Origin of the sequence: Streptomyces noursei ATCC 11455 (genome assembly GCF_001704275.1) — a bacterium.
GTDB lineage: Bacteria > Actinomycetota > Actinomycetes > Streptomycetales > Streptomycetaceae > Streptomyces > Streptomyces noursei.
The window spans coordinates 2,711,060-2,723,396 of the sequence record NZ_CP011533.1 but is presented as its reverse complement, the minus strand read 5'-3'; the positions used below and the strand labels follow the sequence as shown (position 1 = coordinate 2,723,396).

At 70.5% G+C, this 12,337-nt stretch carries 8 protein-coding genes; 5 read left to right on the top strand and 3 right to left on the bottom strand.

Going from position 1 to position 12,337, the window contains the following annotated elements; translation table 11 throughout:
* Nucleotide 1: 1 nt before the first annotated feature.
* The 3 genes from SNOUR_RS11375 (at nucleotide 2) to SNOUR_RS11365 (ending at nucleotide 2,068) form a co-directional block, all read left to right on the top strand.
* Entirely contained in the window at nucleotides 2-361 is a 360-nt protein-coding gene (locus SNOUR_RS11375; protein WP_067346215.1) for a GntR family transcriptional regulator, read from the top strand.
* A 158-nt stretch (nucleotides 362-519) separates the two neighbouring features.
* The gene (locus tag SNOUR_RS11370; protein ID WP_067358143.1) at nucleotides 520-1,362 is read left to right on the top strand and encodes a nucleotidyltransferase domain-containing protein; all 843 of its coding nucleotides are present in this window, start codon (nucleotides 520-522) and stop codon (nucleotides 1,360-1,362) included.
* A 526-nt stretch (nucleotides 1,363-1,888) separates the two neighbouring features.
* Nucleotides 1,889-2,068, top strand: coding sequence for a hypothetical protein (locus tag SNOUR_RS11365; protein ID WP_067346213.1), 180 nt, complete (start codon nucleotides 1,889-1,891; stop codon nucleotides 2,066-2,068).
* Between the two features lie 15 nt (nucleotides 2,069-2,083).
* On the opposite strand, the gene SNOUR_RS11360 is transcribed toward SNOUR_RS11365, so the two are convergent.
* Nucleotides 2,084-2,848, bottom strand: a complete 765-nt coding sequence (locus tag SNOUR_RS11360; RefSeq protein ID WP_067346211.1) for a GbsR/MarR family transcriptional regulator — start codon at nucleotides 2,846-2,848, stop codon at nucleotides 2,084-2,086.
* Nucleotides 2,849-3,113: 265 nt separating this feature from the next.
* On the opposite strand from SNOUR_RS11360, the gene SNOUR_RS11355 reads away from it, so the two are divergent.
* Entirely contained in the window at nucleotides 3,114-4,187 is a 1,074-nt protein-coding gene (locus SNOUR_RS11355) for a serine hydrolase domain-containing protein (protein ID WP_067346209.1), read from the top strand.
* A 468-nt stretch (nucleotides 4,188-4,655) separates the two neighbouring features.
* A complete protein-coding gene (gene acnA, locus SNOUR_RS11350) occupies nucleotides 4,656-7,370 on the top strand; it encodes an aconitate hydratase AcnA (protein ID WP_067346208.1) in 2,715 nt (904 codons plus the stop codon).
* 155 nt (nucleotides 7,371-7,525) lie between these two features.
* On the opposite strand, the gene SNOUR_RS11345 is transcribed toward acnA, so the two are convergent.
* Together SNOUR_RS11345 and SNOUR_RS11340 are read right to left on the bottom strand one after the other, a co-directional pair.
* The gene (locus SNOUR_RS11345) at nucleotides 7,526-8,482 is read right to left on the bottom strand and encodes an FG-GAP repeat domain-containing protein (protein ID WP_067346206.1); all 957 of its coding nucleotides are present in this window, start codon (nucleotides 8,480-8,482) and stop codon (nucleotides 7,526-7,528) included.
* A gap of 335 nt (nucleotides 8,483-8,817) precedes the next feature.
* Nucleotides 8,818-12,243 carry a GH92 family glycosyl hydrolase gene (locus SNOUR_RS11340; RefSeq protein ID WP_067346204.1) on the bottom strand — a complete coding sequence of 1,142 codons (3,426 nt, stop codon included), beginning with the start codon at nucleotides 12,241-12,243 and terminating at the stop codon, nucleotides 8,818-8,820.
* Nucleotides 12,244-12,337: the final 94 nt, after the last annotated feature.

Sequence of the window (12,337 nt, the reverse complement as noted above, 5' to 3'; positions counted from 1 at the left end):
CGTGCTGTTCCGTGTCGACCCCGGCTCGTCCGTCCCGCTCGGCGACCAGATCGCCGCCTCGGTGCGCGGCGCGATCGCCGACGGCTCGGTGCGCGCCGGGGAACGCCTGCCCGCCGCCCGGGCGCTCGCCGCCTCCCTCGGCGTCAATGTCCACACCGTGCTGCGCGGTTACCAGCGCCTGAAGGAGGAGGGGTTGATCGAACTCCGCCGTGGCCGCGGCGCGGTGGTCACCGGCGCCGCCTCCCCGGCCCGCGCCCGCCTCGGGGAAACCGCCGAGCGACTCATCTCCGAGGCCCGCGACCTGGGGCTGACCGATGAGGAGATCGTGCGGGTGGTGCGGCTGGGGCTGGACGGCGGGTGACCGTCGCCGGGCCCGGCGACGCGCGGGGTTCGGGCCGGTGCGGGCGGGGCGGTGAGGCGGGGACGGGTACCCGGACGGCCGCTGCGGCGGCCGGGCGGAAGAGGAAGCGGAAGAGGAAGCGGAAGAGGAAGCGGAAGAGGATGGCGACGCGGTCGGCGATGTGGACGGCGACGGGGGCACACCGACCGGCACCGGCACCGCCGCCGTCCACCGCCGCGCTGCTCCGCGCCTTCCTGGCGGGGCTTCAGGAGCGGGTGCCGCTGCGGGCGCTCTGGGCGCACGGCTCGCTGGCCGGCGGCGACTACCAGGAGGGCCGCAGTGACCTCGACCTGATCGCGGTCCTCGCCCGCCCCGCCACACCGCAGGAGGAGCGTCGCCTGGCGGAGCTCCACCGCGGTCTCGCCGCCACCGGCGGCCCACCGGCCCGCGCGCTGCACTGCGCCTATCCGGACCGCACCGCTCCGGACGATCCCGCACACCCCCATCTCGCTTGGGCGCACGACGAGTTGACGCACCGCCCCCTGACACCGGTCACCCGCCGCGAACTCCACTCCTTCGGCCTGGTGCTGTACGGCGACGGCCCGGCCGCGCTCCTGCCCCCGGTGACCGACGCCCAGTTGACCGCCTTCGTCCTCGCCGACCTGCGCGGGTTCTGGCGGCCCGCACTGGAGCACCCGGAATACTGGCTGCGCGACATCTGGGTGGACCTCGGGCTGCTGACCCTGGCCCGGGCGACGGTGACGCTGCGGAACGGCACCCTGATCAGCAAGGGCCGGGCCCTGCCCGTCCTGGCCGGCATGGGCGCGCCGGCACAGGTCCTCGCCGACATCCGGCACCGGCGCTACGGCCCGCCGGCCTCCTCGCCGGTGCCGGCCGCGGCCGGCACGGCCGGCGCGCCCGAAGCCCACCGCGCGGACTGGCCGGCCCGGCGCGCCGAGCTCACCCGGGCCTTCCTCGGCCCGGCCATCGACCGGACGCTGGCGGCGTACGGGAACGGCTGAGCCGACCGGACACCGACCCGGCGGAACTCAACAACCACCGCCGAGCCATCCGCGCGGCGTATGAAGCAGTCCGGAGCGTGCCGCCGCGCAGGCTCACCTCCGTGCCGGACCAGCCGGAGAAGTGACGCTCACCGCGGGGGGCCGGCGAATCGGCCGTCCCGCGGCCGCATCCTCGAACCGGGACCCGGCGCGACACCTCGTACGGTCGGGTCCGCTGGTGAGGAAGCCGAAGCCACGGGGTTCACGGTCAACGACTCGATTGGATGACAGCGGTCAGGACGTGACCTGTCGCAGCGAAGTTAGTCGTTCGCCCCGTCCTGAGCTGTATGGACTGGATTGAGTGAGACAGCTGGCCGCAACTGGTCGGTTCTCGGCGTCGATTATCCGCTGTCGTCCAATCGGGCGTTTGACAGCGAACCCAGTCGTTCGGGCTTCCCTGCCATCGAACTCAGTCGTGTGAGGTAGACGCGCCGAGGGTGCTGGGTGGCTGTACCGGCTGGAGTGGAGTCCGCGGGGCCGCAGGGGTTTGATCCTCGTGGTCGGGATCGGCTCTCAGCCGTTCTGGCTGCACTGGCACGACGGTGAGCGTGAGCGGCGGCGCGCCCCGGACTGCTTCCTGCGCCGCGTGGACGGCTCGGCGGTGGTGGTCAATGTCCGTGCCGACGACTGGATCGCCCCGCAAGACGCTGAGGCCGGGCCGTACTGAAGAGTTGCAGACCGATCAGCCGGGGCGCCGGTCCTTCGCTTGCTGGGGGCGGTCTGCGGTTCCAGAGCCTGGCCCGGCCGAGAAGACCTCTCGCCAGTGCTCGGCCGATGTGACCAGGTCTTGGCCGACATGCGTGAGGAACCGGCCCATGTCGGCGAGTCTCCTACCGGCGGGTGTGGTGGCGCCCAGTGTCCGGGCGCCCTGATGGGCGGCCTCGGCGAGCAGTGCGTTGGCGTTGGCGCTGGCGAGCATGGCCCGGAACCAGACGTCGTCGTCGATGACGTAGCGTTCGTGGCGCTTTCCGGGGTCGCGTTCGCGCCGGATGAGTTCCTGCTCTTCCAGGTAGTGCATGGCCAGGGAGATGGATGCGGGGCTGACTTGGAGGCGCTGCACCAGTTCTGCCGCGGTGCGGCTGCCGGTGTCAGCGGCGTACAGGCAGCCGAGCACTCTGGCTGCCATCTTCGGCAGTCCCGTGTGGACGAGCAGTGCGGTGAACTGTTCCTCGAAGTCGCGCACCGCCTCCCGGTCGCGCCCGTAGGCGTCGGTTCCGGCCGGCGGCGCCTGTGTCGGGGCGGGTGTGCGGCGGCGGGCGCGCCGCTTGGTGGCCCGGTGCGCCTGGTCCGCCCGGTATCCGGTGGGTCCGCCGTTGCGGGTGACTTCCCTGGTGACGGTCGAGGTCGGCCGGTCTAGGCCCCTGGCGATCTCGGCGTAGGCGAGCCCTTCGGCCAGTCCCTCCGCGATGCTCTGGCGTTCCTGGCGGCTGAGCCTGCCTCCTGGCATCGGTGTTCTCCCCGTCTCGGTCTGTCTCGCTCCCGTCCGTCGGTCAGTGTGCGTTCATATCCATCTCATTGCAACAAGCGATGAACCGCAGTGCATTCAACGTCAAGGTCGTTGCAACGATTGCACGCTTTTCACCTGCACAAATGCGAGACATCGCCGATGCGTTGATTGACTGAACATTGAATGCAACATAGCTTTCAGTGCGTACCGAACGCCGATTGCGAGGCAGCTGACACCGCCTCACGAACCTGAGAGGAACAACGTTATGAACAAGACCCAGGACGCTCTTGAGCAGGTAGTCGCCGAGGGCCTGCCCGGCATCGTCGCCGAGATCCGCGACGGTGACCGAAGCTGGTTCGGCACGGCCGGGGTGGCCGACATCGAGACCGGGCGCCCACGCACCCAGGGTGAGCAGTTCCACATCGGCAGCCTCACCAAGGCGTTCACCGCCACCGTGGCCTTCAAGCTCGTGGACGAACGTCGGCTGCGTCTGGACGACACCGTGGAACAGTGGCTGCCCGGTCTGGTCCGGGGAAATGGCAACGACGGCAGCGTCATCACCGTCAGGCACCTGCTGCAGCAGACCAGCGGCATCGTCAACTACGCCTTCGACGACCCGGACATGATGGACCGCTACGTCACCACCGGGTACCTCACCCACCGCTTCGACAAGTGGACCCCCGAGCAGCTGATACAGATCGCCATGAAGTACCCGCCCTACTTCGCGCCGGGCACCGCCTTCCGCTACTCCAACGCCAACTACATGCTCCTCGGTCTGATCATCGAGCGGGCCGCCGGCTGCAGCTTCGCCGAGGAACTCTCCCGGCTGATCCTCCGCCCGCTCGGCCTGATGGGGACCTATCTCGCCGGCTCCGAGACCACCATCAGCGGGCCACACCCCCGGCTGTACACGAAGCTGCCGGCCGGCGACCCCGACGCCAAGGTCTACGACGTGACCGAATGGGACGCGTCGCTGGGCTGGGCCGCCGGCGGCATGGTCTCCACCACCGGCGACCTCGGTCGCTTCTTCAGCGCCCTGCTCGGCGGCGAACTCTTCTCGCCCGCCCTGCAGGCCGAGATGTGGGCCACCGTCCCGACCGAAGGCGCGGGCTGGATCCCCGACACCCGGTACGGCATGGGCACCTTCGAGCAGACCTTGCCCAACGGCGTCACCGTCTTCGGCGGCGGTGGCGCACTCAACGGCTCCTGGACATACGTGATGGGCAACCGCGACGGCAAGCGCCTGGTCGTCTGCAACGTGAACGGCGACTGGGTCAACCCGCTCGCCGCCTTCTTCAAGGTGCTGGAAGCGGAATTTCTCCCCGCCGAAACTCGCTGACGCACCCGATCGCGTTCAGTGCCCCTCCGCTGGGCTTTCAGCGGTCCCGGGGCAGTCCGTTGACCGCCCCGGGACGGTTCAGTCCAGTAGCGGGCGCCGTCGTCGCTCGCGTACAGCGTCCACGTACGACACCTCGACGTACGGCTTCGCAAGATCCGCCCCAGCCGGTACGGCCACCCAGCACCCCCAGTGCGATCACCCGCCCGACTAGGTTCACTGAGACAGAAGGCGGAACGACTGGGTTCGGTGAGTAAACGCCTCGATTGGATGAGAGCGGTCAGGACGGCAGGGCATGACCAGGCAGCGGCGATGTACTAGAGTTATCTCGACATCGAGATATCTGCCGGGAGGCGTACCGCGGCCGGGTGAGTAAGGCGAGCCTAACTTAGGTTCACCTTAGCGGATCGGCGACGAACCTGTGACGGCAGGATTGCGGTGGTACGCGCGAAATCATTGAAGGAGACTGTCGTGTCGGCGAACAGCTTCGACGCCCGTAGCACGCTGCAGGTGGGCGACGAGTCGTACGAGATCTTCAGGCTGGACAAGGTGGAGGGCTCGGCCCGTCTGCCCTACAGCCTCAAGGTGCTGCTGGAGAACCTGCTTCGCACCGAGGACGGCGCCAACATCACCGCCGACCACATCCGGGCGCTCGGCACCTGGGACTCCCAGGCGCAGCCGAGCCAGGAGATCCAGTTCACGCCGGCCCGCGTGATCATGCAGGACTTCACCGGTGTGCCGTGCGTCGTGGACCTGGCGACCATGCGTGAGGCCGTGAAGGAGCTGGGCGGCGACCCGGCGAAGATCAACCCGCTGGCGCCGGCCGAGCTGGTCATCGACCACTCCGTCATCGCCGACAAGTTCGGCACCAAGGACGCGTTCGGCCAGAACGTGGAGCTGGAGTACGGCCGCAACAAGGAGCGCTACCAGTTCCTGCGCTGGGGCCAGACCGCCTTCGACGAGTTCAAGGTCGTCCCGCCCGGCACCGGCATCGTCCACCAGGTGAACATCGAGCACCTGGCCCGCACCGTCATGGTGCGCAACGGCCAGGCGTACCCCGACACCCTCGTCGGCACCGACTCGCACACCACCATGGTCAACGGCCTGGGCGTGCTGGGCTGGGGCGTCGGCGGCATCGAGGCCGAGGCCGCGATGCTCGGCCAGCCGGTCTCCATGCTGATCCCGCGCGTCGTCGGCTTCAAGCTGACCGGCGAGCTGCAGGCCGGCACCACCGCCACCGACCTGGTCCTGACCATCACCGAGATGCTGCGCAAGCACGGTGTCGTCGGCAAGTTCGTGGAGTTCTACGGCGAGGGCGTGGCCGCCACCTCCCTGGCCAACCGCGCCACCATCGGCAACATGTCGCCGGAGTTCGGTTCCACCGCGGCGATCTTCCCGATCGACGACGAGACCCTGAACTACCTGAAGCTGACCGGCCGCAGCGAGCAGCAGGTCGCCCTCGTCGAGGCGTACGCCAAGGAGCAGGGCCTCTGGCTGGACCCGAAGGCCGAGCCGGACTTCTCCGAGAAGCTGGAGCTGGACCTGTCGACGGTCGTCCCGTCGATCGCCGGCCCGAAGCGCCCGCAGGACCGTATCGTCCTCGCGAACGCCGCCGAGCAGTTCACGCAGGACGTCCGCAACTACGTGGACACCGCCGACGAGGCGGGCAAGGAGTCCTTCCCGGCCTCCGACGCCCCGGCGTCCATCAACGGCGTCCCGTCCAACCCGGTCACCGTGACCGCCCCCGACGGCTCGACGTACGAGATCGACCACGGCGCGGTCACCGTCGCGGCCATCACCTCCTGCACCAACACCTCGAACCCGTACGTCATGGTCGCCGCCGCGCTGGTGGCCAAGAAGGCGGTCGAGAAGGGCCTGACCCGCAAGCCGTGGGTCAAGACCACCCTCGCCCCGGGCTCCAAGGTCGTCACCGACTACTTCGACAAGGCGGGCCTGACCCCGTACCTCGACAAGGTCGGCTTCAACCTCGTCGGCTACGGCTGCACCACCTGCATCGGCAACTCCGGCCCGCTGCCGGAGGAGGTCTCCAAGGCCGTCAACGACCACGACCTGGCCGTCACCTCGGTGCTCTCCGGCAACCGCAACTTCGAGGGCCGGATCAACCCCGACGTCAAGATGAACTACCTGGCGTCCCCGCCGCTGGTCGTCGCCTACGCCCTCGCCGGCTCCATGAAGGTGGACATCACCAAGGAGGCCCTGGGCACCGACCAGAACGGCAACCCGGTCTACCTCAAGGACATCTGGCCGACCGAGGCCGAGGTCAACGACGTGGTCGCGAACGCGATCGGCGAGGACATGTTCAACAAGTCCTACGCCGACGTCTTCGCGGGCGACGCCCAGTGGCAGGCGCTGCCGATCCCGACCGGCAACACCTTCGAGTGGGACGCGGAGTCCACCTACGTCCGCAAGCCCCCGTACTTCGAGGGCATGGCGATGGAGCCGGCCCCGGTCACCGACATCGCCGGCGCCCGCGTCCTCGCCAAGCTGGGCGACTCGGTCACCACCGACCACATCTCCCCGGCCGGTGCCATCAAGGCCGACACCCCGGCCGGCCAGTACCTCACGGAGCACGGCGTCGAGCGCCGCGACTTCAACAGCTACGGCTCCCGCCGCGGCAACCACGAGGTCATGATCCGCGGTACGTTCGCCAACATCCGCCTGCGCAACCAGATCGCGCCGGGCACCGAGGGCGGCTACACCCGCGACTTCACGAAGGACGGCGCCCCCGTCTCCTTCATCTACGACGCCTCGCGCAACTACATCGACCAGGGCATCCCGCTGGTCGTGCTCGCGGGCAAGGAGTACGGCTCCGGCTCGTCCCGTGACTGGGCGGCCAAGGGCACCGCGCTGCTCGGCGTCAAGGCCGTCATCGCCGAGTCCTACGAGCGCATCCACCGCTCGAACCTGATCGGCATGGGCGTGCTGCCGCTGCAGTTCCCCGAGGGCGCCTCGGCGCAGTCCCTCGGCCTGACCGGCGAGGAGACCTTCTCCTTCGCCGGCGTCGAGGAGCTCAACAACGGCACCACCCCGCGCACGGTGAAGGTCACCACCGACACCGGTGTCGAGTTCGACGCGGTCGTCCGCATCGACACCCCCGGCGAGGCGGACTACTACCGCAACGGCGGCATCATGCAGTACGTGCTGCGGAGCCTCATCCGTAAGTAAGCAGCACGGCCGCACGTAGGCGGTACGGCACGGCAGAAGAGGGCCGCACTCCCCGGAAGGGGGGTGCGGCCCTCGCGTCGCACGCCGTCGGCAGTGCGGTCGGCAGTGCGGTCGGCGGGACCGGCCGGACGGGCCGGCCGGTCCCGCCGCACCGGTCAGGAGAACAGCTTCGTGTAGATGTTCCAGCCGGTGCCGATCTGGACGCGCGCCTGGTACGGGCTGGCGGCGTTGCCGGTGCCGTAGTAGGCGTAGAGGCGGCCGGAGCCGTCGCGCGCGATGAAGTCGGTCTTGCCGTCGAGGTTCACGTCGCCGGAGGAGAGCAGGGCGTTGTAGCCGCCCCAGCCGGTGCCGATCTTCTGGCGGGCCGCGAACGGCGCGCTCGCGTTGCCGGTGCCCTTGTACAGGTACAGGTCGCCGGTGGCCTTCTCGCGGGCGATGAGGTCGGGCTTGCCGTCACCGGTCAGGTCGCCCTTGCCGGCGATCTGGTCGTAGATCTGCCAGCCGGCGCCGACCTTGGTGCGCGCGGTGACCCTGCCGTCGGGGTAGCCGAGGTACAGCCACAGCACGCCGCTACGGTCGCGGGCGATGATGTCGTACTCCTTGGCGCCGCCCAGGTTGCCCGGGGAGAGCACCTTGTCGTAGGTGTTCCAGCCGCCGCCGATCCGGACGCTGTCCGGGGTGGCGTCGTTGCTGAAGTACAGGTCGCCGCCGGGCTCCCAGAGCCAGACGCCGTCGCCGATGCCGTCGGCGTCGTTGTCCACCGCCTGCTGGTTGGCGCGGACGTCGCCGAGGTCGTCGACCTTCTGGCGCGCCGTGTACTTGCCGGAGCCGTCGACGTCGTAGACGTAGGTGGCGCCGGTGGACTCCACACCGAAGAGGGTGAAGATCGGGTTGGCCGCGTTCCCGGTCGAGCCGGTGGTGCCGCTGGTGATCGCCTTCGGGGCGCTGGTGGGCGCCTGCGGGGCGCCCTGCACGGCGTTCTGGGCAGCCGAGCCGGGGTTGTCCGCCGCGTAGGAAGTGCCGGCAGCGGTGCCGGCGAGCGCGACGGCGATGGCCGCGGTGGCGAGACGGGACAGAGCACGTCCGCGCTTGCGGCCGGAGAGTATTGCCACGTAGTTCTCCGTGGTGGGGATCGATGGGATCCGGTACGACGACGGCGCGCCCCCGTGGGGCGCGCCGAAGGTGTCCGGAGCTCAGGATCTTGTCACGGCTTCTTCACCTGTCAACTACTTCTGCGGCAGGCGCGGAAGCTCCCGTTCCGGCCGTACAACCTTTTCCCCGGGCGACAATTCGGCAGCGGTGGAAGGAACCCCGCGAAACGCGCGAGAGGACGCGCGTCCGACACTCCACGGCGCGGCGGGCCCCGATCCGTCTGTCCGACTCCGCCCCTGATGTTCCGCCCTGTGATCCTTCCAACACGTGCCGTCCGGGGGCCGTCCCGTGCCCGTCAGGGCCGCGACGCCCCGACTCGGGCGCCTCCCCCCAGAAGTTCCGTCTCGGCGAGGGTGGCCGGGTGGGGCAGGGTGAGGCGGTAGTGGCGGTAGGCGCTGGGGGTGGGCAGGGCGAAGGGGCGGGTCTGGTGGTCCCAGGTGAAGCGCTGGCCGCTCCGGTGGTCCAGGGGGACCCAGTGCTCGCCGTCGTCGGAGCCCTCCAGGAACCATTCCCCGGGGGCCTTCGCGGCGGTGGCGGAGGTGAGGGTGTACGAGGAGACGGTGGCGCCGGCGGGGACGGCGAAGGTCGCGCGGGAGACCGTGGCGGCGGTGTCGGACGTGTCGTCGGTCAGCGGGCCGCCGTCCGGGACGGTCAGATCGGTGGGCGGCGCGGGCACCTTGTCGTCCCCGGTGATCGAGGTGGGCGCGGCGTCCGGGCCGGTGGCCCAGCGGGAGGGGCGGGGGCCCATGGCGAAGTCCAGGGTCCCGCCGCGGGCGAGCAGCGCGTGCGGCAGGGCGGTGGAGTTCCACGGCTTCCCGTTCACCCGGAGGCCCTGCACATAGACGTTCCGGGCGCTGTTCCGGGGCGCGTTGACGACCAGGTCCCGGCCGTTCTCCAGGTGGACGGTGGCCTTGGTGAACAGCGGTGAGCCCACCGCGTACTCGCCCTGGCCCATCACCAGCGGGTAGAAGCCCAGGGCGCTGAAGACGTACCACGCGGACATCTCGCCGTTGTCCTCGTCGCCTGGGTATCCCTGGCCGATCTCGCTGCCGAGGTAGAGCCGGGAGAGCACCTCGCGGACCTTCTCCTGGGTCTTGTACGGCTGCCCGGCCGCGTCGTAGAGGTAAGCGATGTGGTGCGAGGGCTGGTTGCTGTGCCCGTACATCCCCATCCGCACGTCGCGGGCCTCGGTCATCTCGTGGATGACGTCGCCGTAGGAGCCGGCGAACCGCTTCGCGGCGGTCTCCGGGGTGCTGAAGTAGGCGTCCAGCTTCTTCGCCAGGCCGGCCCGGCCGCCGTAGAGGTTGGCCAGTCCGCGGGTGTCCTGCGGGGCGGCGAAGGCGAAGGTCCAGGCGTTGGTCTCGGTGTAGTCGTAGCCCCAGACGCGGGGGTCGAAGCGGTCCGGCGGCAGCCGCCAGCCGCCCCGGGCGTCTTTCCCCTGGAAGAAGCCGGTGCGGTCGTCGAAGAGGCGCACGTAGTTCCGGGCCCGGCCCAGGAAGTACGCCGACTCCTCCTTGTAGCGGGGGTTGTGGGTCTTGGCGTAGAGGGCCTGTCCCATCCGGGCGATGCCGAAGTCGTTGAGGTAGCCCTCCAGCGCCCAGGACGCGCCTTCGCGGGTGTCGGTGCTGGTGTAGCCCAGGAACGGGGCGGTCGCCATGCCCTTCCGGCCGACGCCGGCGGACGGCGGGGCGACCGTGGCGTTCTTCACCGCCGCGTCGTAGGCCGCCTCGGCGTCGAACCGCACGCCCTTGACGTAGGCGTCGGCGAACGCGACGTCCGAACTGGTCCCGGTCATCAGGTCCGCGTAACCGGGCGAGGACCAGCGGGAGATCCAGCCGCCGTCCTTGTACTGCTGGACGAACCCGTCCGCCATCTTGCCGGCCCGGCCGGGGCTGAGCAGCGCGTAGGCCGGCCAGGTCGTGCGATAGGTGTCCCAGAAGCCGTTGTTGACGTACACCGCACCATCGACGATCTTCGCGCCGGTGCGCGTGGCGGTGTCCGGGCCGACCGGCGGGGAGAACGGGCTGGCGTAGCGGACCCGCGAACCGACCTGCTCGGAGCCGGAGTTGGGGTAGAGGTAGAGCCGGTAGAGGCTGGAGTAGAGGGTGGTCAGCTGGTCGCGGGTGGCGCCCTCGACCTCGACGCGGCCCAGCAGTGCGTCCCACTGCGCGCGGGCGCGGTCCCGGACGGTGGCGAAGGAGGTGCCGTCGGGGATCTCCCGGGCGAGGTTGGCCTTCGCCTGCTCGACGCCGATCAGCGAGGTGGCCAACCGCAGCGTCACCGTGCGGTCGGCGCCCGGCCGCAGCCGCAGATAGCCGGTGACGTCCTTGCCCCCGCCGCCCGGTAGCGGTCCGCTCGCGGTGACCGGTGCGTCCACCACGCCGTAGACGAACAGCCGGGTGGCGCCGACCGAGAGGCCGCTGCGGACGTCGGAGTAGCCGGAGACGACGCCGTGCGCGCGGTCCAGGGTCAGACCGCCCTTGTCGTTGACGTTGTCGAAGATCAGGTTGGCGTCGGTGCCGGGGAAGGTGAACCGCATCGCCGCGGCGTGGTCGGTCGGCGCGATCTCGGTGCGCAGGCCGTTGTCGAAGGTCACCGCGTACTGGTACGGCCGCGCGGTCTCCCGCTCGTGGTGGAAGGGCAGCGCGCGCCCGGTGCGCGAGGCGTCCGGGGTGCCGGCCGCGAGGGACGGCATGACCTGGAAGGTCTGCCGGTCGCCCATCCAGGGGCTCGGCTCGTGACTGGCGCCGAACGCCTGGAGAGTGGGGAGGTTGTCGGCGTTGTTCTTCCGCGCGTACTCGTAGAGCCAGTCGGTGGAGCCGGCGTTGGTCACCGGCGTCCAGAAGGTGAAGCCGCCCGGCAGCGCGGTCGCGGGGAAGGTGTTGCCGCGCGAGAAGCCGCCGCTGGAGAGGGTGCCGCGGGTGGTGACCGCGTAGTCGGAGGGGTGACCGAGCGGCTTCTCCGGGGCCTTGGGGGCGATGACGAGGTCGTCGAGCCAGCCGCGGAAGGCGGGCGCGGTGCGCGGGGCCCGGGGCGCGTCGTAGCCGAGCAGGACGCGGGCGATGGTCTTCCCGGCGGCGACGGCGCCGATCCGCGACTCCCGGTTGTTCCACTGGTTGACGTAGAGCGTCTTGGCGGCGGCCTGGCCCTGCGGGGTCAGCGGGGCCCCGTACTGGTCGGTCGCGGCCAGCTCGCTCAGGTACGTGCCGTCGGTGAAGGCCAGATCGACCGCGACGTGGGTGGCGGGGTAGTCGAGATCGGTCTCCGCCAGCTCCGGGAAGAGCTTGTACGAGAGCGTGGTGGCGGGGGTGACCGGGAGGTGCACCGCGAACAGCTTGTTGTACGAGTAGGCCCGGCCGGCGGCGGTGTGGATGCCGGCGTAGCGCAGGGCGTGGCCGCCGGTGAATCCGGCGTGCGCCTTGGCGGTGGGGGAGTCGGCGGGGCCGGTGCCGGGGGCGGTGCTCATGCCGGGCCCGCTGTGCGGGGGCGTGGCGTCAGCTGCTCCGGTGGAGCCGGTGTTCGCACCGGAGGAGGGGGCGACGCCGGAGGTCCTCGGCCGGCCGTCCGGGCCGGTCTCGACGGTGTCGGTCCAGTCCGGGGCCGGCTGGCCGGGTTCGAAGGAGGAGCGGAACTCCGCCGCGGTACCCGGCGGTTGGGGCGGGGCTGCCTGGGCCGCGCCGGTTGCGCCCGGGGCGGAGACGACGAGCAGGGCGGCCGCCACGAGGGCGGCGGGACGGGCGATTCTCCGCAGTGGACCGTGCCGGTGTCTGTGCTGCCGGTGTCTGTGCCGCACGCGAGCCCTCTCAACGGGATTG

What these genes read in the sequence shown, in the direction of transcription:
- SNOUR_RS11370 (WP_067358143.1), top strand. Translation starts at nt 520, where the DNA reads ATGTGGACGGCGACGGGGGCACACCGACCGGCACCGGCACCGCCGCCG.
- SNOUR_RS11355 (WP_067346209.1), top strand. Translation starts at nt 3,114, where the DNA reads ATGAACAAGACCCAGGACGCTCTTGAGCAGGTAGTCGCCGAGGGCCTG.
- SNOUR_RS11360 (WP_067346211.1), bottom strand. Translation starts at nt 2,848, where the DNA reads ATGCCAGGAGGCAGGCTCAGCCGCCAGGAACGCCAGAGCATCGCGGAG.